A 22857-nucleotide genomic window follows, 5' to 3' on the forward strand; every position below is an offset into this window, starting at 1 on the left:
GAAGCATTATGAGTCATACATATCCACGTAGTTTTTCGCACATTGGTATTTCGGTTCCCGACGTTGAAAAAGCAGTCGAGTTTTACACTAAGGTTATGGGTTGGTACACCATAATGGAACCCACTTTAATTACCGAAGACAAAAGCCCAATTGGCGAAATGTGCACAGAAGTATTTGGCGAAAAGTGGGAAAAATTCAAAATAGCACACCTATCTACAGGGGATCGTATTGGTGTCGAAATATTCGAATTTAAAAACCAAGAAAACCCAAAAGACAATTTTGAATACTGGAAAACAGGCATCTTTCATTTTTGTGTTCAAGACCCTGATGTAGAAGGTTTAGCTGAGCGTATTGTAGAAGCTGGCGGTAAAAAACGTATGGAAGCCCCTCGTTATTACTACCCGGGTGAAAAGCCGTACCGCATGATCTACATGGAAGACCCGTTTGGTAACATCCTTGAGATTTACAGCCACAGCTACGAGCTTATTTACAGCGCAGGCGCTTACTAAATAGCACTTAGCTAAAAACAAAGACCGCAGTATTTATTACTGCGGCCTTTTTGTTTCAGTTATAGAGTTTTTAAATACACTTCACCGTCTTCTTATTCTCTATAACTTGTTTTTGCTTAGCTTGTGCAGCATGTTTTGCCCTGAGTTGAAAATATTATCAACCTCGAGAAAAACACTACCAATCGAACTGTGTCCTAGTGAATTTATGAACGACATAATGTATTTGTCAGGAGCTTTTGCTCTTATCCACAAACAGGCTACATGTCAGTACCGCTGAGATTAAAAAACAAAACATTACGCTTAATGTAAATAATATAAAGTTTTCATTTTTTGATATAGCTGCTCCTTTAAGGAGTATTTCACCGCTATTAAGTGCATCTACTCCTACATAGATCATCAACGGAATTACAAAAAATGCATTGCTGAGCTTAATAAGTAAGTCCTTTGATGAAAGACTTACTAATTGAGAAGCATTATGCTCTTCCTCGTCTCTATTTAATAGTTCGGCTTTTAATAGCTCAAAGCGTTCAGGGTACAAAGCCCTATCAATAGACGTGATAGCTTCTTGCAATTCAGTAATAGAATATTCTGAATAATTTGGTTCCATCTATTAAACCTTCTCCAGTGCCTAACGCTTACATAAGCGGAAAAATATAGTTGACCAAAATGGTTTTAGGAACAAAAAACAGCCAACTATAATTTTTTCATTTGATATTTACGTTAGGTTTTTTAGTTAACTGTATATAAAACAAGTATATATAGCTAATGGGCCAAAGTAAGAATATGGAAGCTACTAGTTTAAAATGTCCATTTTTATCTGAATGTGCTTGTGCTGAAAACCAACTTAATAAAGCTCCAATTACACATAAAATCTTAAGAATGTTACCAAACCAGTGTTCATTAAGGAAACTCATAAAACTGGTGTTTTGACTTGCAAATATAAATAACAAAAGAGCTGAGGTACCAAATAAGAGACAGCTTCTTGATTCTGAAAATTTTAGTAAGAATAGGCTAAAACCATCTTCCATGTTTTCACTAAAAAGTGGATGCTTCATAGAACTCCATTTAACATCTAACAATTTTACAGGCCGCGAATCGAGCATACTTCTACCGATGTCACGCTCATTTTCTACTTTACACAGTTTTAACAAATTACCTAAGATATTGCTATCAAAAGCTATTTAATATTTACAAGCAAAGTTAAGGCATATAAATGCGCGTTTCGCTCATTTCCTTGATTATGTAAGTAAGCAGCAGTTTGGCTGGCTTAATAGGTATTATAAGTATATGATATTGATAATTATTTGCATTAAAGGGTTTTGAAGGTGTGTATGAAAAAGTCTATGTTAACTCTGGCGTTAGTTACGGGTTTGAGTGGTTGTAGCACAACAGCCACGGTGCCTGATAAAAGCTCATCATTATATTACTCAGCGCTTTATAATGCACAAGCAAAGCCTGTTAGCTCTGTATTATTAGAGCCCAAGCTATTAAATGCCGATGTGGTTTTAGTAGGTGAATGGCATACGCACCCGGGTGTGCATTTATTTCAGGCTGAGTTATTTGAGCAATTAAGCAAAAGTAATAAACACACTGCCCTTTCGCTTGAACAATTTAGCCGCGCCGATCAGCTTACTTTAAACCAGTATGTTAAAGGTGAAATTGGTGAGCAATACTTAATTGACAACACCCAAGCGTGGCCAAATTACAAAAGTGATTACCGTGCGCTGGTAGAGCTGGCAAAAATGAACAATAGCGATGTAATAGCTGCAAATGCCCCTAAAAATATAGTCACCTGTATTGGCAGGCAAGGCATAAGTTACCTAAGTAAACTTGATGAAACACAGCAGAGCTATATTGCAGCCACTATTGATACATCCCCCAGTGATTATAAACAACGTTTTATGACCTCAATGCACCATGGCACGCCAAGTCAAAACGAAAATTATTATGCTGCGCAAGTTACCTGGGATGAAACCATGGCAGAGTCTATCGTTAACTATTTAAATAATCATAAAGATGCGCAGGTAATGCATATAGCGGGCGATTTTCATGTGAAAAATGGCGAAGGTATAGCGCGCGTTATTAAGCGTTTAGCGCCAGAGCTAAATGTTGTGTGGATATCGCCGGTTACAAGTGTGCAAGCTAACCAAACAGGGTATCAGTTGCAAGTTAACCCTTTGCCACCCCGTTATGTACAAAAAGAACATCAGCAAGCCGCTTTTAAAGCGTTAGCCAAACGAGGCGAGCAAACAGCTTGCTTATAAATAACGACATAGTTAGTGAATCTCTTAACCAGGGCTCAGGTTAACTATGTCGTCATGTATTTAGTTTAGTTACTACGAGCTTGGTTGGTTAGCTCAACCATCGCTTTACGTATCTCTAACGGGTTGTTGCACTGGGCTTTAAAGTTAATAAAGTAATTACGCTTTTGGCTTTGTATATAAAAGCCAGTGGGTAATAGGCCGCTCATTATTGGGGTGTTATCAGCTACGCTGTAGTGCTGCATTAATATGAGCGACATAGCATCTTGATGGTCATCGTTCATGTGACTTATCATGCTTTGCTGCTGGTTTTCATCCCAGTTTTTTACCTCATCCTGCCATTCGTTTTGCTCAAGCCAAAATATTTTGCCAAAGCCACCAATATAGCGCACACGAATTACGTCTAATTGCCATAATTGAAAGTCGTGCGCATTGCGATAGCTAGCGGCTTCGGGGTATAGGGCAATATAGTTATCAAGTAAAGTGTGTGCTTGCTCACTTGGCACAACAGAGCCATCGCCTACAAGCGTTACTCGCCCGTGCTCGTTTTGATCGCCGTAGTCGGCGGCGTCAAATACGGTAAGGCTCATACGTGAGTCGTGCTTTAGATTTTTAGTGTGCTGGGCTATATCGCTAATAAAAAAGTAAACACGGCCTTGTTCGTCGCACATATAGGGGGTTACTGAGCCAAACGGGTAGCCGCGTAAATTATTAGAAATAGTCGACATGACACCCGCATTGGTTTTGTAAACCAAGGTGCGTGTATCGTTTAATGCTTGCTCTCTCATAAAAACTCCTGACGTTGAGAAAAAACCATGGGTGCATCGTTATAAGGATGAGGATTTACGTGCAGTTTCATGGCGTACATTTGTTGTAAGTTTTGTTCTGTTAATACGGTGTTTATAGGCCCACTTTGCAACACTTTTTTGCTGTGCAGTAAAATAGCATCTGTTGCATAAAGGCTGGCTAAATTTAGATCGTGTATTGCAATAATGGCGCTGTTGCCTTGTTCTACAAAGGTTTTAACGCAGCTGAGCAAAGCATGTTGGTGGCGCATATCAAGTGCTGATGTAGGCTCATCGAGCAGCATTAGTTTTGGCTCGGCCGATTGTGTAAAGGCATCGAGCTGCGCTAAAGTACGCGCCATATGCACTCGTTGTTGCTCTCCGCCCGAAAGCGCACTTACGCGGCGAGTTAAATACTGGTTTAAATCCATAATAGCGGCGTATTTATGTACTTTTTCGCTTTGCATTTTTAATGACTCTACATACGGATAGCGACCCATTGCAATAAGCTCAAATACATTAAAATCAAACCCTACGTGGTTAGCTTGCATCATAACTGCGCGCTGTGTTGCAAGGCGTTTTTTAGCGTGAGAGGCCAGCGGCTTAGCATTAAAAAGTACACTGCCTGTAAAGGAGTGCATACCTGCTAAGGTATGCAGCAAGGTAGATTTACCTGCGCCATTTTCACCAAGTAGTGCTACAAGTTGCCCTTGTTTAGCGCTGCCATTAATAGCGTTTAAAACGCTGTGATTATCAAAGCCAACGCTTAGGTTGTTAAACGTGATCATGACCAACCTCGCTTATTTTTCACTATTAAATAAATAAACAATGGCGCACCCAATAACGCAGTAATAATGCCAATGGGTAGCTCTGATGGCATGATCACAATGCGTGCTAGCCAGTCAGAAAGTAGCAATACCACTACGCCAATTAGCATACAAAGCGGCAGCATATTACGTAAATGCGGCCCCACCATTAAGCGGGCAATATGCGGGACTACCAAGCCAACAAACCCTATTAAACCGGTAAGCGCTACAACCGCACCTACCCCTAATGCAACGAGTATAATGACATACAATTTAAGCTTATTAGTGTCTACTCCTAGGTACTGAGCTTGTGACTCGCCAATAAGGAGTAAGTTCATGGGGTTTTTTAACCGCCACAGGCCAATTAGGCTGATAAATAGTAACGGCGCAGCTTGAATAATCGTGATCCAGCTTGCTCCGCCTAATGAGCCCATGGTCCAATAATTTATTAATCGTAGCGCGCTATCGTCGGCAAAAAAACTCAGTAGCCCAATAACAGCGAATGCTAACGCGTTAATAGCGACTCCTACCAATATAAGTGTGGTGATATTAATTTGCCCCTGCTGCTTGGCAATAAAATATACCAGCGAGGTAACACCAAGCGCCCCTAAAAACGACGCATAAGGTAAATACAACTGAGCGTTAAAATTAAACTGCGCGCTAAGTGCAATAAACGCCACTGCAACCATTGCCGCACCTGCACTAATGCCAATAATAGATGGGTCGGCCAACGGGTTACGGCAAAGCGCTTGGGTTGCCGCCCCTGTTTGGGCAAGTACCAACCCTACTAATACAGCAAGCACAAAACGCGGCAAACGTATTTGCATTACGACATTTATTTGCAGCGCATCAAACTGATTAAAGTACTCGGGTGCAAGCCAGGCAATAGCTAAACGCCAATCCCATCCTGCAGGGCCGTACCCAATGCTTAGTAGCGCCAAAGCAAAAATACAAACAGAGGCTAATAGCATCCACTTATGAGTTTGGCTAAGTGTTATGGGCACAAAGCGGCTCAATGTTAGGGTATTCATAAGCGGGTTTTATACTCGTTAAGCTCATTAATTGCTGTGGTAATACGTGGCGACATGCCAAGCGAAAGCAGGCTATCCATAACAAGTAAGTTACAGCTTTGCGCAGCTTTTAATAAGCGTAGGTTCGGTTGCTTACAAAAAGCCTGCTTGCCGCCAATGCTTTGTACAACATGCTTTGGCGCAACTAAAAAGTCAGGCTGATTTACAGCAAGTACTTCGGTATTAATTACTTTAAAGCCTGAATGTGTAGCGCCTATATTAGTAATGCCCGCATAGCTAAATAATAAATTAGGGACGGTTTCTTGCCCTGCGGCAACAAGCCCGCGCTCATTAGCTGAGAGTAAAAATAGTGCACTGTGCGTTTGTTGTTTTGCTTTTACAGGTAATGAGTTTGTAATGTGCGTAATGAGTGATTGCGCTTTTTGCTTGGCGTTTAAGTCGGTACCAAGGCGTTTAATTAGCTCAAGTAGCTCATTAACTGAGGTCGGCTTTTTATAATGAATTAGTTTAACCCCAGTTGCCTCAATTTGTTTAAGTGCTTGGCTTCGCCCTGCGCCTTCAAGCGCTAATAAGGTGGTTGGGCGCATAGAAAGCACGCCTTCTGCCGCTAAATCACGGTAATAACCCACTTGTGGTAATTGCGTAGCTTGCTGTGGGTACATACTAGATTGATCAACCGCTACAAGGGTACTTTGTTTGCCCAGCGCATAAATTATTTCTGTAAGGGTGCCGCCAGCACTAATAACGCGCTCCTGTGCAAGTGCAGGTTGAGCGACTAAAGCAAACAATATAAATAGGTATTTCATTACAAACTCCGGCTTTTATTTTTCGGCTATTATAACTAGTTAAATCTAAATGAAAATGATTATCATAATTAATTGATCTTAATTTGACTTAGTTGTAACATCCTCGCCATAAATAATAACTATTATCATTTGGAGTTAAAATGAAGCCCTCTGCATTTAAATTTACTGCTATAGCAACCTTATTACTCGGATCGGGCACTGCATTTGCCGAAAACATAATTGACGATCATATTGTTGTGAGTGGCTCGCGTTTTGAACAAAAGCTTAAAGATGTAACAGGCTCAGTAACTGTTATTACCGAGCAAGATATAGAGCGCCAGCTAGCTGTAGATTTACAAACCATGTTTAAATACGATTCAAGCATTGCAACCACAGGCAGTGGCGCAGGCGCGCAAACACTCACCGTACGTGGTGTTGGTGGTAACCGTGTTGTATTTATAAAAGATGGCCGACGCACCAACGATGGTTATGCAGGCGGAGGGGGCTATTTAGTTGGCCGCAATTACTTTGATGTAGCAGGCGTAAAACAAGTAGAAGTAGCCAAAGGTGCTGCATCGTCTTTATATGGCTCTGACGCACTCGGTGGCATTGTGGTTATAACCACTAAAGATCCAAGCGATTATTTAAAAAATAACAGCAGCTATGTAAAAATGGCACTGGGGTATCAAGGTCAAAGTAACCAAATTGCTGCTGATATTACCGGTGCAAAAGACTTAGGCGACTTTGCAGTAAGCGCAGTTTATAGCCATCGCGACAGCGAAGAAGTACAAAACTATGACGAAAACTTACCCGGTTATGATGCAAAGTCGGACGCTTTAATAGTTAAATTTGAGCAACAGCTTGATGAAAAACGCACACTTAAATACACCCTTGATTATTTTAATCAAACAATTGAGCAAGTTATAACCCCCGCGGTTCAAGAAACCGATGAAGACGACACGAGTTGGTCACTGGCGCTAGATTACCATTCAGAGGTAGCTACAGCTGCGTTTGATAAATGGTACGGGCAAGTATCTTATAGTAGTTACGAGCAGCAAAGCGATGCAATTAGTGGCGCAAGCACCTACACCGATTATAACGACTATCGTTTTGAACAAAATATCTTAGGTTTAAAAGCGGTATTTAATAAAGGATTTAACGCAGAGAGTGCCGATCACGAAGTGGTATACGGGATTGATATCGATTTATACGACACCACTCGGCCACGTTTAAAAACGCGTGTTTTAGCTGATGGCACCGTTGATTTTACAGACCAAAAACAAAAAGCGTTTCCGGGGGCTGACACCTCTTTAATTGGCGCCTATGTACAAGACAGTATTTCGTTTAAAAACAGTGCATGGTCGGTTATTGCGGGCGTGCGATATGATTACTACACCCTTGAAGCTAAAAATGATGAGCTATACGCTGATGCGCAGCTTGACGATATTACCGAGTCTGCTTTTTCGCCTAAGCTAGGTGTTATATACCAAGTGGATGATAACTTATCGTGGTACGGGCAATACGTACGAGGCTTTAAAATACCACCACACGACCAAGCCTATCAAAGCCACGGCGTTGAGCCGTTTTATCAAATATTACCAAACGCCGATTTAGACCCTGAAAGCAGTGATTCGTTTGAGCTTGGGCTAAGATACGCCAGCAGCGATATTAGCGTAAACTTAAGTGCTTTTTATGCAGCATTCGATGATTTTATTGAAACTGCAGTAGTGGGTGTTGAGCCAACGTACATTCCTAGCGTAAACAAAACTCTGTATCAATATCAAAATATTAGCGAAACACAAATAAGCGGTGTAGAAGCAGGAATTGCCATGTATGTCGCTGAAAATATACTGCTTGAGGCAAACGTAGCCTACGTTGATGGTGAAAATAAAGAAACCGATCAGCCACTTACCAGTATTAGCCCGTTAAATGGCTCAATATTGTTAAGTACAGAGCTGGGTAATATTAACTGGACCGCTGCGTTGCGTTTAGCTAAATCGCAATCGGATGTAGTACTTGATGCAAACGATGATAAAACTACGCAAGGGCATGGCTACGGCGCTGTTGATTTATACGCAAACTACGAATGGCAAGCGTGGCAGCTAAATGTAGGTGTACTTAACTTGCTCGATAAAGAATATGTACCTTTTGAGTTGATTGCAGGTCAATCGCAAAGTGCTGATTTTAGCCAATACACCCAACCTGGGCGTAACTTTTCAGCAAGGGTAAGCTATCAGTTTTAATTAGGGCTAAACAAATGGCAATAAACGCTGCATGGGTATGCAGCGTTTGCCTGCCACATATTTACTCAATTTAAATTACTTAATGACAAGTATGTTTAAGTAAATTTATACACACTTAATGCGAACTAACACTTTATAAAACCAGCGCTTTTAAAGCTAAAAAGCGATGGCTATTTATAAATTAATTAACCGATAAATCTTTTGTCTCTAGATAGCTTGGTACGGTTTTAAAACATGCCGTTAGCTTACTTGCAAGCGTTGTATTTATTGCGCTGTCGCATTCTAATTCCCCGTTATACTCCCCCTTAGTAAGCGGCTCTAATCTTAACGAGTCATAGCTTGGTTTACTTTGTATTTTATGAATTACCAAGCCTTGCTGCTGCGTTAGTTTTACTAATGAAAATGCATTTTTTGTGTTTTATTTTTCATTAGCTTTTCAACATATAACGGATTTTAAAAGGTTAGTTTAGTAGTGAAATTGCTTTGGGATTAGCGTATTTACCTAACTTTGTGATTGACGATTTAGGGCTTACAAAATAACTGTAAAGGGGGTTAACAGTCACTATAGCAAAGGCATAGTAATGATTTACAAGCCATCAAAAGCAGATGGCTGGCTTAATAAACTCATGCACTCTGTGTAAAGTATTTATCAATTTAAGGTAATAAAGAGTATTACTTAACAAAGCTGTGGTTAGCTAATATCGGCCACTACGCATCGGTTACGACCATGCTCTTTAGCATGATATAGCGCCTTATCGGCACATTTATATACTTGGGCAATATCAGTACTATGCTCAGGCCAGGTCGCAATACCTATAGAAATAGTGATTTTTCCAATGGTGGTTATTTCTGTCGATTCTACTGTTTTACGTAAACGCTCTGCTATTTTATAGGCACTTTGGCTGTTTTCATTTGGTAGCACAAGAACAAATTCTTCACCGCCGATTCTTGATACTATGTCGTCTCTTCTTGATAGTTTTTTAATTATATTTGTTAGCGAAACTAAAGTTTCGTCGCCTTTATTATGTCCAAAAGTATCGTTAACACGTTTAAAAAAGTCGATATCAATTTCTAATATAGCGAATGGGGTTTGCTTTAGCATAAGCTGGTTAAGTAGGCCGTTTAAGCTTCTTCTGTTATGCGTATCTGTTAAGGGATCTGTTTGTGAGTCATGGCGTAGCACACCTATTTGTGCTTGTAATAAAGTAACCTCTCTTAACATCGCTAACTTCAGTTTTTGACTTTCAAAATACCACGACTTCACGCTTTTAAGTTTTTCTAAGCTTTTTGGATCATCGAGTGTATTTGCGTTATCGGCTAATCGCTTTAGCGGCCTTGCTATAAAGTGTGCGAATAAACCAATAAAAATAAATGTGACTAATGCCATAGGTATTGTTTGTTCAATGACTTCAATAGTTAATGTATCTAGCGAAGAGAGCGTTGATTCTAATGGTCTTTGCGCCACTATTCCCCATTTAGATAAAGTAATGGGTGCGTAGCCTGCGAGCATCGGCTTATTTAAGCTATTAATAACCGTTGAAGTGCCTATTTCGCCATCTATAACAGCGTCAATCACAGCATTGTTAGCAATAACGTTGCCGATTCTGGCAGGTTCTGGGTGATATAAAATGCGCTTATTTGAGCTAACAACATAAAGGTACGAACCACCTTTGTAGTAATGTTGTTCTAAAAGCTCATTTAAAATATTTTTCTCTTTTAAATAAAGAGAGCCCCCAATATAACCTAAATACTTATCTTCAGAATCAAATAGCGGGTGCGAAATAAAAACAATTAAATTATCAGCTGCCGATAAATAAGGCTCACTAATTAATGGGCGTTTTTCTTTTAGTGCTTCTATTGCTCCTGGAGACTGTATTTGTTGGCCTATTAAACTTTCAAAGTGAGGCGACGTCGCTGCAACTACACCATGTAAATTAATCACAACAGAGTTAAAGCTATCCGTTTGATGATTTAAACGAATGGCTTCATCGTTTAATAATTTGGAGTTATTTGGTGATTGCTCAATAATTTTAGCTGAGTATTCAAGCTGCTGAAGCGCAGACTTTAAAAAGTTATCAGTTGCGGAGGCTAATTTTTGTGCATAGGCTAAATTACTTTTTAGCGTATATGATGTTAACTGCTCTTTTTGAACCTGATAGGTAGAATAAAAACTCCCTACCAATGTGCTCAGTGCTGCAGAGAATGCGAGTAGCAATATAAGAAATCTTAAATTTAAAGCGGGTAGTAATTTATATAGCAAAGCTGCATTCCAAAGCACTCAAATTCAGCGCGTATTATACGAAGTTAGATATTATACCCGTTTAAGTGTTTTTAATTAAGTTGGTTTGTTCAATTTAGCGACTATGCGTTAGGGTATGGCGTGATAAATAATAATTACAGCGTTGCCATTTTTTATCCTTTAATCAGTAAAACTCTAGCCAACTAAGTGAACGCACCGAGGTTGTTTATTAAGCTTTAAGATATAAGTTGTTGATGTCGTATAAAAAGGCAATATGACTAATAGATAAGTCAAAGTGTATGGCCATGAAAAAGTTAATATGAGGTCAGAACTAAAAACATCACACTAAGTTTATAAAAAAGGCCAGAAGCAAAAGCTACTGGCCTTTCATTAAAGCCGTCATGTGTTTAGAGACGACGGGATGTTATTTAAACTTATTTACTAACGTTTTTACGACGTCTATTAAACCATACTAATGGAGTAAGTAATAAAGCTATAAAGCCAAAACTACCACCACCGCTAGATTTTGCTTCTGTTACAGGCACTGTTGCTACCGCTTCATTTTTTACCATTACAGTACTTTGTTGAGTCACAGTTGTTACACCATCACTTACGGCAACTTCAAAAACAAGCTCTTCATCTGCAGTAATAGCTGCAGGTGTGAAGCTCAAAGTTGCTGTATCAGTACCAGTGAGCGTAGCATCACTACCGCTAACCTGAGTCCAAGCATAAGTTAGTGTTTGACCATTGCGATCTGACGCTGTTGCTGTAATTGTTCCTGTAGCAGATTCAGTAATTTCCGCTGATGCGCTTTCGACTAAAACAAGTGGAGCTGCGTTATCACATGCTAGTGAATCACCCGCTACAAGTTCTGAAAATACAGGAGATAAAACGTTAGACATAGTTAGGTTATCAATCCACCAACCTAAATCACTTACTGCGCCATCTGATGAAATTCTAAAACGTACTTTTACTAAGTTGCCGTTTAGAGCATCACCAAAGTTGATAGTTTCATAATTACCATACGCGCCACTATCTTGTACGTTATTACCTGTGTATGTTTCACGTTCTTGAAGCTCTTGAGAATCGTTTTCGATTAGAACAGCGTCATAGCCAACATCAAATGTGCCGCCAATTTCAGTAGCATCAACCCAGTCACCACCATTAACACTAACTTCTACAACACCACCATCCCAGTTTTCCTCGATACTATAGAAATGCCAGAATGAAATTTCAAAGTCGCCAGAGTAACCGACTTCGAATGACTTGCTCTCTACTGCTACATCCGATTGGAAGCCATTATTTACAAGGCGCATTGCTTGTGTGCCTAGCCCAAAGCCACCTTGTTCAAAGAATGCAATATTACTACTATTATCCATTACTTGAGTGCCAGCAGCTAAATCACCACCAAACATTACGTTTTCTTTTAAATCTAATAGTGATGAACTTGCTACTTCCATATCATCTGAAACTACAGCTCCAACAGGCGTTTCTGATTTAAAGCCCATATTTACTTCAAACGTAAGTGTTTGATCAAGCGCTTCAACGATATCATCATCCGTTTCAATTTCAGGGAATGTGACTTCAATTTCTAGTGTTTCAGCTGTACCCGCTTCGTTCAAAGTAACTTTAATATCGTTACTTGTTATTGCTTCGTACGGTTGAACTTCACCAAAAGTAAGTAGGCCATCATTTTCAAATGTTACATCATGATCGCTTATAACTGTCAGTTGTGCTGTTGTACCACTAAGTACTTCACTACCACGGTTAGTAATTGTTACGCTAACCGTACTCGTTTCGCCTTTATCTAAAATATTGTCGTTAGTACAAAAACCAAGCTCTGTACCATTGTACATGTTGTTTAAGTCAGCACTTGCAAAAGCATAGCTAGAAAGCTGTGTTTTATCTGATTCAACTACACCAGTAAGGTCTTCACTGAAACGATCTGGCGATACTGCGCCAAGACCCATACCACGTTTAGCAAATGCGCCTACCATTAACTTGTAATCAGCAGGGTCTACTGCATAGGCAGCAGCTAAAATAGCATCACGTGCTTCAGTGTAGGTTGGTGCTATAGGTGTTAATTTGTAACCTGCAACTAAGTAATCTGCCATTCGAGTTTGTGCTTCATTAAAGCCATGCTCGTTAATAAGCGTTACGTAGTTTTCCCATAATACAGTTGCCCAAATTTCGCCGGCAGCATGAGGAGAAGCCACGCTTGTTGGTGAAATACCAATATCAGCACCAGCATTTTCAGTAATATGTCGGAACGATAATGCATTTACATCTGTATCAGTTGAATAAGGAAGACGACGAATACCGAAGTAGAAGTCTTCTACAAATGTGCCGCTACCATATGCTTTTTGGAACTTATCGTTACCTGTGATATTTATATCGCTTTCTTTAGCGATAAACATTAATGAGTGGAAATCGCCCCAGCCTTCGCCCATTGCGCGGCCTTGGAAGTTAATAAGGCCTGATGAATTACCGACTAAGCGGTTACTAATGTAGTGACCCCATTCATGAGCAATAATACCATTATCAAACGTACCATCTTTTAATGTTGCTTTGGTAAACATGTTAACAGTAACAACTTCACGAGCATCAATTAGGTCATACATTGCATGACCATCAGCGTAATTTAAACCCATATTTGGAATGGTTACAGTATCGTCTTCACCGCCCATTGGTGCCGGTTCTGCCGTATCTGGGTCATTATTAACAACGATAGTTGCTATTGCACCTGCATCTTGTGCATTTTTTACTTTAATTGTAAATGAGCATGAGCCACGGTCTACAATTGCAATTTTACCCGCTAGTTCAGCTGCATTTATAGCAGGCTCACAACCATCATTCACGCTTGTTGAATCTACTGTATTTCCATCATCTAAACGAACAACTTCTGCAGCCACATCACTGAATTGGTATTTACCAAAGCCAGATTCTTTTGTTGAAGCTAAAAGGCCTAAAGAGTCATGTGAAGTTACAGTAATACCAAAATCTACACCAACAACGGCATCTTTACTGTTGTACAAGTACATTTGCATACGTGGGCTAGCACCATCAGCTGGCGTAGACATATTTGCGTTATTACGACCTGAGTTATCTTGAGCCTGTGCTTCAATCGGGTCACCTTCTACGCCGCCACGACCAAAGTTAGATACTTGAGCTACATTTGACGTTTCATCAAAACCATGATCATAGAAAAAATCATGTAAAAAGTTATTCATATAAAACAAGTTAACAATAGCCGCTTTACGGTTTGCGTAGCTATTTGCAACTTCATCTACTTTATAAGGGTAGTCAAATGTGAAGTCTGCTGTTGTTTCAGCAGTAAAGTCACCTTCACTAAAGTCTTGAGGTGCAACCACATCTGCGTAAGCAAATACGTTATTACCTGATGTTGTCGTTGCATCATCAGCTAACCATGGGTCCATTGTGCTTAGTTTACTGTAGTAAGATAGAGATACCATTGGCGCGTCTAAAATCTCAGTCTCGTCTACTTGCCCTGGGCCATCTGCAGGAATTACGTCACCGTGCGGGCTTTCCATTGGGTAGCCATCTTGGTTAGCGTAAACACGGTAATTAAAGTCAGCTGCATGAGATTTCAAATCTTTCGCAAAATATACTTTGCTGTTATTCGAATCTACTACATAACTAAAGTAGTCACTTTCTAAAGAGCCAACTTCTGCTACTTCTACTTCAATGTAGTAAGCAGATTTAAGCTCGCCTGCAACTTCAAAAAACACTTCTTTTGCACGTGGTGTACCTAAAACAATCTTAGAGTCATCTAATGATTTAGCCTCATACTTTGCATATCCACCTTCATTACCAATTTTACGAAGTGAGACATCAATATTTGCTAATTCACTAAATGCTTTTTTTATACTTTGCTCAGAGCTTACAAAACCCGTTAATGCAGCAAGTTTATTTTTAGATGACGACGTATCAGCAAAATAACCCGAGCTTGCTACTAGGTTGTACTCTTTATCCATTAACAAGTTGTATTCGCGGTTAAAAACTTCTACACCGTTTACTTGTTGTTTATATTTAGCACTAATAGAACCACGTTTTTGCTCTGATAAATCAACCATAACAGCAGAAGATGCTGTTGTTTTACGATTACTAATACCTGTTAAAGTTTCAATATAAAAGTCAGCAGCATATTGATTACGGTTATCAGCTGCGATTAAAGCCATGTCAGGCTTACGCTGACCTATTGCTTGCCATAAAAATGTTGCTTTACCCATTTGTGCATCGTAAATAGATTTTTGACCCGATACAGTGGCGCGTTCGGCTAAGGTTCTCTGCTGAACAGCAGCTAAAGAAGTACCCTGAGTAACTGCATTTGTAGCACTTACATCATAAAATCGAGTTTGTTCAGCGGCGGTTAGCTCACCTGCTGCTAATGTTGATGCTACAACCATGGCAATAGTTGTTAATTTAAATTGAGACATGTATCCACCTGTTTGTATTTATTATATTAAAACACTTAATGTTTTTTAATTGATTATTTTATGTAAACGCATAGTTAAGTTGTTAATATACATACTTGAATGAAGCTGAATAGCTTTAAATTTAGAGAAAAGTAAACAAAGGTAAACGAATGCAAAAAATAATTATTACAAGTTCAGTGCCAATAATTGCAGCATTATTACTATCTGCATGTAATAACAGTGAAAAAACAGAGGTTAACAACTCTCAGGCGCTACCTAAAACAGCAGAAATCATTATAAAAGAACCATCTAAGAACCAGAAAACTGACACTATTTTCCCTAAAAAAGAAAGCAGTCAAGGTATTATGAAAAAAGCATCTAAAAGCATAAATTCATCTGGTGATAAGCTTATTTTTAACTCTGAGCAGTTATTTAAAGGCGACGTTATTTATAATCAGAACTTAAAGCAAAAAGGTGTAGTAACAGGTACTCTTACCATTACATTAAATACCGATTCTTTGCCTGATGAGTTAAAAAATAATTATGAGTTAGTTAAGTCGACAGCTCACAATTACACATTACTTGTTGAAAAGGATGTTGATATTGCAGGATTATCTAAAGATCTAAACAACTATAGCTCAGTGAGCAATGTAGAAGTTGCAATTGATTACTCACCTATCGAAACACATTTTTAATCAGCAACAATGCACTTATCACTACCATATTATTAACATGGTAAAGTACTTTGTCAGCACATTTGTAGACTTGGTCTATTTCGTTACTATGCTCAGACCAAGTTGCAATGCCAATAGGAGTTATTATAAATCCAATAGTTTACGTATTTATAGACTCAACGGCTTGACGCAATCGCTCTGCTATGTTTGCGCGCACTTTGCTGTTATTAGGTAAAAAATACAAACTCTTCTCTACCTAAACGCGCCACAATATTGTCTTTTCAAGATGATTTTTAGTTGAATAGGCAGGTTATTGCATTGCTGATTCTAAAGAGTATAAGTTGTTGATGCTAGTTTATTAGCGCAGGCATAGTTATTTTTAGTGTACGTTTTTAACTGCTCCTTTTGTGCTTGGTAGGTAGAATAAAAGCTACTTACTAAAGTACTAATAAAGGCTGTAATCGTTAAATGAAAAATAAGAAATCGAAGATTAAGGCTATTAATAATTCTTTCGAAAATGAATGCCATCCTAAGTATGAGGCATTCAATACTTGCACCTATAATTGAGCATAAAGCCTGCAATTACACCCTATTAAATATTTATTACCTAATATCAATAAAACCAGAAAAAATATAACTTTTCACTAAGTTCAAAACTATAATTTTTCTTCAATTTTTACAATACGTTAATGGTTTTTGTAAAGAAAACCTTCTTTTGCAGTTACTTTAAAAAGTAGTTAAGCTGCATGCATTTATCTACTTTTTAGCCTTGGAGTGTGTTTTGCTAAATAAGTGTATTGTACCGTCTATCGTTTTTTTATCTGGGTGTTTAATGCCATTACAATCCTCGTTTGCTAAACCCGTGCTTTCTCTTGAACAACAACTTGGGCAAAAGTTAATACTCGACTTTCGCTACTTTTGCCAGCAAGGAGCAAGTAATAAATGCCGAACTCCAATGACCGAGTTACCTAATGAGCTCGCTACCGCTATTGCTAAATACGATATTGGTGGGGTTATTTTATTTTCTGAAAATACCCAATCGATAGAGCAAACCATTACGCTTAATAGCCAATTGCAAACAGCTGCAAGTAAATCCAGTAGTAAGCTGCCGCTATTTATATCAATAGATCAAGAAGGCGGACGTGTAGCGCGTTTACCACGCGATGTTGCTACATCATTTACCGGTAATATGTCGATTGGCGCAACCTACAAAAAACACGGTACGAGCTTTGCGACAAAAACAGCAACTGTTATAGCTAAAGAACTAAACTCGCTGGGTATCAATGTAAACTACGCGCCCACGGTTGATGTAAACATGAACCCCGATAACCCTGTTATTAATGTACGCTCGTTTGGTGAAAACCCAGCATTAGTGAGTAAATTGGGCGCCGCACAGGTTGCAGGATTTGAGAACAACGGCGTTATTACCTCGTTAAAGCACTTTCCAGGTCATGGTGATACAAACGTAGATAGCCATACAGGTTTACCTAAAGTAAACCATGCAAAAGAAGTTATTTACGAGCAAGACCTAGCACCTTTTAAACACATTATCGCCAAGCAAAACCCAGGCATGATAATGACGGCGCATATTCAATACCCTGCCCTCGATAGCACAACGTTCATAAGTGTTAATGGCAAAACTATGATAAAACCGGCAACAATGTCGCGTGCAATCATTACTGATATTTTACGTGGTGAGCTTAATTACCAAGGTGTTGTAGTAACTGATGCGCTTGATATGGCTGGCATTAGTAACTTTTTCACATCAACTCAAGCGGTAATAAATACGTTTGCGGCTGGGGCTGACATTGCCCTAATGCCCGTTGAAATTAGAACGCCGGATGATTTAAACAAGCTCGATGACCTTATTAAAGAGCTTGTTGCAGCGGTTAAATCAAACCAACTTGACGAGCAAGAAGTAGCACAATCAGCGATGCGTATAATTACGCTTAAAAATAAATTTAGATTAAGCACTAATTTTGACCCTATTACCGCGCTCATAAATGCAAAGCAAACAATCGGCAGTGCAGCACATCGCGAAATAGAAGCGCAGCTTGCTGTAGAGGCAATAACGCAGGTTAAAAATAATAACAGTACTTTGCCACTTAATTTAAAAGCAGGAAGTAATGTTCATATTATTATGCCCGACACGCGTAAATGTATGGCAATGCAGCAAGCGATTGAAGCTACCAGCCAGCAAAAACTAAACTATAGCTGTAGCAGCCTACAAGGGTTTAACCCTGCACAAGCTAAAACACAAATACACGCTGCTGATGTAGTTATAGCCGGCAATGCAACGCCTAATCAAAGTGCGGTAGAAATTGGCGGTATGGATGATTTAAAAGACGATCCTAATTTTGCACTTAATAATGCAGAGCAACCAAAAGCACTTGAGTCATTATTAAATATGGCAAAAGAGGAAAATAAAAGCACTGTTTTTATAAGCCTAAGAGCCCCTTACGACATTGCTAAATTTGGCAATTATGCAAATGCTGTACTTGCATCCTACGCATATAATATTGATGTAGATAAAAACGATATTGTATCTGGTCCTGCTTTTACCGCACTTGCAAAAGTGTTACTAGGCGAAGCAACGGCTAACGGCGTATTACCTGTCACAATAAAACCGCAAAAGGCGCACTAATATGAAACTCAATTGTGATTTGGGCGAAAGCTTTGGCGCGTGGAAAATGGGGCTAGACGATGACGTTATGCCACATATTGATATGGCTAATATTGCGTGTGGGTTCCATGCAGGTGATGCCAACGTAATGGCAAACACTCTTATACTTGCCAAGCAACATAACGTACAAATTGGTGCTCACCCAAGTTACCCAGATAAGCAAGGCTTTGGTAGGCGCTCAATGGTACTTAGCGAAAAAGAGCTTACAAATTGCCTGCATTATCAAATAGCCGCTATTGAGGGCATGGCAAAAGTACAAGGTTTAACACTTAGCTATGTAAAACCCCACGGCGCACTTTATAACGACATGATGGCTGATGAGAAAATATTACAAACCGTTATAAATGCAATTGCCAACTACCCAACAGATTTAAAACTAATGGTTTTAGCGACTAAAAATGCCAATAAGCACATTCAAATAGCTAAAAGCTCAGGAGTTGATCTAATACTCGAGGCATTTGCCGACAGGCAGTACACCGACGACGGGCATTTAGTGTCACGGACACTTGAGGGCAGTGTTCACAACAAAGCTGCATTACTAGAGCAAGTAACTCAGCTTTTATCCGATGGTAGCGTGACAACACGAACTGGAAAAAAACTAACGCTTAACGCCCATAGCTTATGTGTACATGGCGACAACGCTGATGGCATAGTGCTTATAAAAGATATAAAAGCCCTGTGTAACTCAGCTAACTAAACTTTTACACAACCTCAAATAGAAGCTGTAAACCCCCTTTACAGCTTTAACTCATAGAGTTAAATAAGAGCTTCATCGCATCCTACTGTTAATTTAATAATCCCTAACATATAACTACTTAGCAAATTAAAAAAGTAACAACAGGGATTAAAATGAAAAAGCTTTTAACACTTAGCCTCATTTTAGGCTGTAGCAATTTAGCCTACGCTGAAACAAATACACTACAACTGCAAGACGTGTTTAATTTAGAATATGCCAATCAAATAGATATAACCGAAGACGGTAAAACTGTTTATTTTGTGCGTAACCGCATGGATATAAAAACAGATCGCAAAGTTGGTAATATTTGGTCTGTTGATTACAAAACCAAACAAATGCAACCGCTAACCTCTGGCGTGCATATGGATTATTCGCCAGTACTCTCTCCTGATGGTCAACGCCTTGCGTTTATATCAACTCGCGATGGCAGCAGCCAAATATATATAAAATGGCTTAAAACAGGTGCTATGGCAAAAATTAGTAACTTAACGAGTAGTCCACGTTCGATTACATGGAACCCTGATTCTAACCAATTAATATTTAGCATGTTTGTTCCAAGCGCTAATTCAGCGCCAGTAAGCTTACCGGGCAAACCAAAAGATGCAACGTGGGCAGAGCCCGCAAAATTTATTGATGATGTTTATTATCGCTCAGATGGTGGCGGTTATACGCAAAAAGGTTTTAGCCAATTATTTTCCATAGACGCTAACGGTGGTAATGCCAAACAACTCACTCATGATGAATTTGATAACGCAGGCGATGTAAGTTTTAGTAACGATGGTAAGTCGCTTTATTTTTCTGCGAACAGGCACACAAACAACCAGCTAAAACCCACAAACAGTGAAATCTATCAACTCGAGTTAGCCACACAAAATATAACTAAAGTTACTGACCGAAACGGACCTGACGAGCAGCCTAAAGTATCTCCAGATGGTCGTTACTTAGCGTACACAGGTTACGATGATAAACGCACTAACTACGAAAACGCTCAGCTTTATATTCGTGATTTAAAAACAGGTAACACAACTAGCTTAACGCCAAATTTTGATCGTAGCGTAGGTCAAATAAAATGGAGTGCAAACTCCAAAGGCATATACTTTAGCTATGCAGATAAAGGTCAAACTGCCCTCGCCTATCAACCACGCAGCGGCAAGCGTAAAATTATAACAACCCAAATTGGCAGTGTTGCCTTTGGTCGCCCTTATTCTGGTGGCGACTTTGATGTAAGCGAAGATGGCGAAGTAGCCTTTACCCTTGCCGATACTCAGCGCCCTGCTGATATAGCAACAATTAAACGCGGTAAAGCGCAGCGTTTAACTACCCTTAATGCAGATGCATTGGGCGACAAAGCTTTGGCTAAAGTGGAAGAAATTTGGATTAAATCAAGTCACGATGAGTTACCTATTCAAGGATGGATTGCTTACCCACCAGAATTTGACAGCAGCAAAAAATATCCGCTAATACTAGAAATACATGGCGGTCCAGTAGCTAATTACGGTCCACACTTTAGCGCTGAAATTCAGCTGTTTGCAGCCAAAGGAAATGTCGTTTTATACATGAACCCACGTGGCAGTGATTCATACGGTAAAGAGTTTGCACAAACTATTCATCATAATTACCCAAGTAACGATTTTGATGACTTAATGACGGGCGTTGATGCGCTAATAGCGAAAGGCTTTATTGACGAGTCTAAATTGTTTGTAACTGGTGGTTCTGGCGGTGGCGTATTAACAGCTTGGATTGTAGGTCATACCGATCGCTTTGCTGCGGCTGTAGTTGCTAAGCCTGTTATTAATTGGATCAGCTTTGTACTAACTGCCGATTTTTACCCGTTTTTTGCTGATTACTGGTTTCCGGGTAAACCGTGGGATCACATTGAGCATTACATGAAGCGCTCGCCTATTAGTTATGTTGGAAACGTTAAAACTCCTACTATGTTGCTCACTGGCGAATCTGACTACCGTACACCAATATCAGAAACTGAGCAGTTTTATCAGGCATTAAAACTACAAGGCGTTGATACTGCAATGGTGCGAATTCCTAATGCATCGCATGGTATTACAGCTCGCCCATCAAACTTAATGACTAAAGTAGCTTATATTCAATGGTGGTTTGATAAACACACTAAATAAACTCTGAGTAATAAATTTATAGCTCAAATAAAAGCCACTTCAAATAAGCTGTCTCTTGATCACAAGTCTGACTCAAGAGATTTTGCTAAATCGTAGCCTTCCAGGATGGCTTGTAACTTAAGCCATCCTTGCCATAACACTTTCACAGATGCACGCCCTGTGCGCTTGGTATCTTTCCAGCCTCCTAACTTTGCCAGTTCCTGATACGCCCATGACATATTTGGAGCAGTTTCAGGCAATGGTGTTTTTATTCTCTTTAACCACAATAACTTCCATGCTTTGGGAGATAACAGTTGTTCACAACTTGGAGAATCAGGCTGCTCATTGGTGAACTTTAGTTGCAATATTCGCGTCGCAATAAAGCCATTAATCGTCACCAATCTTTCCATGTTATCTTGGCTTTGAAGGCGTAAACTTTCGATATCCGTACCATCACTTTTCCAGACTTTATGGTATTCCTCTACAAGCCAACGGTGCTCATAGTAGGTGATGATAGCTAAAGCGTCTTCTTTGCTGGTGACTGGTTCACTGGTTAATAGGTGCCAGCTTAAGCCGTTCTCAGCGTTTCCTCGCTCTGCACAGCCGACATAGTAAACTGGGAGGGAGTGTCCTTTCTTATTGTAAGGCGCTTTGAGTGTCACTGGCGCATAGGTGATATCCAGTGTTGCGCTTCGGGCTTTTCTTCCTCCTTTTTGTGCAATGTGGATGTGTTTGGTGCCTGCACTCATCAGCTCGCTTGCAAACGCATAGAGCTTATCCTCACCTTCTTCAATATGACGACTTTGCATCGAGCGTACGACGAATCGTTGCTGCTCGCTCAGTTTATACTGCAAGTATTCGTAGATGTCCGCTTCGCGGTCACACACCGATATCACGTTCGCCATTTGTCCTTGCAGCCGCTCTGCCATCGCTCGTGACGCTGACTCCCACTTGTAACTTTCTTTTTCTTCGTAAGAAGTCGTCGCGTGTTTTTCTCTTTTTCCAATCGTGTTGATATCACGACTCCAGCGAGACTGTTCAATTAATCCCACAACTTGCTTTGTGTCTGGCGCAAACAGTAATACGCTATGAGCTAACAAGCCTCGTTGTTTTGCTCCTCGTCCGACATGACCCAAATCATCTCGAATGGAGGAATGTTTATAAATTAGTGTGGTCGTGTCTTCTAATGCGAGTAATAAGTTATGACTTTTTGCTTGTTCAACCGTGGCTTTAAAGCCTGACTCTGCTATAGCCGTTGCGTCAATATTCTCGTTGCGAATAAAGCGGTAGGCACCTTCCATATCGGCGGGGGATTGAGTGATGTTCACAAGTGGTTTTCCTGGTTCATTTGCAAGCGTTGATGCTAACTTTACCAGACGCGCTGTTCTTCTTGGATCACCTAAGTCCGATTTACCGAATTGTTGTTTTGCCCAATGAGTATGTTCGTTAATCATAATGTGCCCTCAAACAAGATTTGAAGATCTGATCATGACATTGAGATTTAGTTCAAAAAAATCCCCGCTAATTTCTTAGCAGGGATTTGTGTATAAGAGACAGC

General features: G+C 39.8%; 17 protein-coding genes. 7 read left to right on the forward strand and 10 right to left on the reverse strand.

Annotated features, from left to right (window positions below; translation table 11 throughout):
• The first annotated feature begins 8 nt into the window (after nucleotides 1-8).
• On the forward strand, nucleotides 9-509 hold the full coding sequence (locus GQR45_RS18950) for a lactoylglutathione lyase family protein (RefSeq protein WP_002959229.1): 501 nt from the start codon (nucleotides 9-11) through the stop codon (nucleotides 507-509).
• Between the two features lie 226 nt (nucleotides 510-735).
• On the opposite strand, the gene GQR45_RS18955 is transcribed toward GQR45_RS18950, so the two are convergent.
• Together GQR45_RS18955 and GQR45_RS18960 are read right to left on the reverse strand one after the other, a co-directional pair.
• Nucleotides 736-1116 carry a hypothetical protein gene (locus GQR45_RS18955; protein WP_010552898.1) on the reverse strand — a complete coding sequence of 127 codons (381 nt, stop codon included), beginning with the start codon at nucleotides 1114-1116 and terminating at the stop codon, nucleotides 736-738.
• 97 nt (nucleotides 1117-1213) lie between these two features.
• Nucleotides 1214-1564 carry a hypothetical protein gene (locus GQR45_RS18960; RefSeq protein WP_165726748.1) on the reverse strand — a complete coding sequence of 117 codons (351 nt, stop codon included), beginning with the start codon at nucleotides 1562-1564 and terminating at the stop codon, nucleotides 1214-1216.
• Between the two features lie 276 nt (nucleotides 1565-1840).
• On the opposite strand from GQR45_RS18960, the gene GQR45_RS18965 reads away from it, so the two are divergent.
• Nucleotides 1841-2773 carry a ChaN family lipoprotein gene (locus GQR45_RS18965; protein WP_165726749.1) on the forward strand — a complete coding sequence of 311 codons (933 nt, stop codon included), beginning with the start codon at nucleotides 1841-1843 and terminating at the stop codon, nucleotides 2771-2773.
• A gap of 65 nt (nucleotides 2774-2838) precedes the next feature.
• On the opposite strand, the gene GQR45_RS18970 is transcribed toward GQR45_RS18965, so the two are convergent.
• The 4 genes from GQR45_RS18970 to GQR45_RS18985 are packed head-to-tail and all read right to left on the reverse strand — an operon-like array spanning nucleotide 2839 to nucleotide 6198.
• Nucleotides 2839-3558 (reverse strand): DUF2470 domain-containing protein, encoded by a 720-nt coding sequence (locus GQR45_RS18970; RefSeq protein ID WP_165726750.1) that lies wholly within the window; start codon nucleotides 3556-3558, stop codon nucleotides 2839-2841.
• Nucleotides 3555-4343, reverse strand: coding sequence for a heme ABC transporter ATP-binding protein (locus tag GQR45_RS18975; protein WP_165726751.1), 789 nt, complete (start codon nucleotides 4341-4343; stop codon nucleotides 3555-3557). Before GQR45_RS18975 ends, GQR45_RS18970 begins: the two co-directional genes overlap by 4 nt.
• The gene (locus GQR45_RS18980; protein ID WP_165726752.1) at nucleotides 4340-5392 is read right to left on the reverse strand and encodes an iron ABC transporter permease; all 1053 of its coding nucleotides are present in this window, start codon (nucleotides 5390-5392) and stop codon (nucleotides 4340-4342) included. The genes GQR45_RS18975 and GQR45_RS18980 overlap by 4 nt, the downstream gene beginning before the upstream one ends.
• Nucleotides 5389-6198 (reverse strand): ABC transporter substrate-binding protein, encoded by an 810-nt coding sequence (locus tag GQR45_RS18985; protein ID WP_165726753.1) that lies wholly within the window; start codon nucleotides 6196-6198, stop codon nucleotides 5389-5391. The genes GQR45_RS18980 and GQR45_RS18985 overlap by 4 nt, the downstream gene beginning before the upstream one ends.
• A 140-nt stretch (nucleotides 6199-6338) precedes the next feature.
• Between GQR45_RS18985 and GQR45_RS18990 the strand changes: the two genes are divergently transcribed.
• Entirely contained in the window at nucleotides 6339-8420 is a 2082-nt protein-coding gene (locus GQR45_RS18990) for a TonB-dependent hemoglobin/transferrin/lactoferrin family receptor (protein ID WP_165726754.1), read from the forward strand.
• A gap of 181 nt (nucleotides 8421-8601) precedes the next feature.
• On the opposite strand, the gene GQR45_RS18995 is transcribed toward GQR45_RS18990, so the two are convergent.
• The 3 genes from GQR45_RS18995 to GQR45_RS19005 form a co-directional block, all read right to left on the reverse strand.
• Complete coding sequence (locus GQR45_RS18995; protein WP_165726755.1) at nucleotides 8602-8790, reverse strand: hypothetical protein; 189 nt, start codon at nucleotides 8788-8790, stop codon at nucleotides 8602-8604.
• A 321-nt stretch (nucleotides 8791-9111) separates the two neighbouring features.
• Nucleotides 9112-10635: a sensor domain-containing diguanylate cyclase gene (locus GQR45_RS19000; RefSeq protein ID WP_165726760.1), complete on the reverse strand. Its 1524-nt coding sequence runs from the start codon at nucleotides 10633-10635 to the stop codon at nucleotides 9112-9114.
• 458 nt (nucleotides 10636-11093) lie between these two features.
• Complete coding sequence (locus GQR45_RS19005; protein ID WP_165726756.1) at nucleotides 11094-15116, reverse strand: rhombosortase-dependent M36 family metallopeptidase; 4023 nt, start codon at nucleotides 15114-15116, stop codon at nucleotides 11094-11096.
• A gap of 149 nt (nucleotides 15117-15265) precedes the next feature.
• On the opposite strand from GQR45_RS19005, the gene GQR45_RS19010 reads away from it, so the two are divergent.
• The 4 genes from GQR45_RS19010 to GQR45_RS19025 all read left to right on the forward strand — a co-directional run bounded on the left by GQR45_RS19010 (nucleotide 15266) and on the right by GQR45_RS19025 (nucleotide 21320).
• Entirely contained in the window at nucleotides 15266-15790 is a 525-nt protein-coding gene (locus GQR45_RS19010; RefSeq protein ID WP_165726757.1) for a hypothetical protein, read from the forward strand.
• Between the two features lie 811 nt (nucleotides 15791-16601).
• Nucleotides 16602-18413 (forward strand): glycoside hydrolase family 3 protein, encoded by a 1812-nt coding sequence (locus tag GQR45_RS19015; protein WP_165726758.1) that lies wholly within the window; start codon nucleotides 16602-16604, stop codon nucleotides 18411-18413.
• A 1-nt stretch (nucleotide 18414) separates the two neighbouring features.
• Entirely contained in the window at nucleotides 18415-19149 is a 735-nt protein-coding gene (locus GQR45_RS19020; RefSeq protein ID WP_024604653.1) for a 5-oxoprolinase subunit PxpA, read from the forward strand.
• 152 nt (nucleotides 19150-19301) lie between these two features.
• On the forward strand, nucleotides 19302-21320 hold the full coding sequence (locus GQR45_RS19025; protein WP_165726759.1) for a S9 family peptidase: 2019 nt from the start codon (nucleotides 19302-19304) through the stop codon (nucleotides 21318-21320).
• Between the two features lie 59 nt (nucleotides 21321-21379).
• On the opposite strand, the gene GQR45_RS19030 is transcribed toward GQR45_RS19025, so the two are convergent.
• A complete protein-coding gene (locus GQR45_RS19030) occupies nucleotides 21380-22753 on the reverse strand; it encodes an IS4 family transposase (protein ID WP_096058041.1) in 1374 nt (457 codons plus the stop codon).
• Between the last annotated feature and the right edge of the window lie 104 nt (nucleotides 22754-22857).

It is taken from the genome of Pseudoalteromonas sp. SA25 (assembly GCF_011378705.1).
In the GTDB taxonomy this organism is placed as follows: Bacteria; Pseudomonadota; Gammaproteobacteria; order Enterobacterales; family Alteromonadaceae; genus Pseudoalteromonas; species Pseudoalteromonas arctica.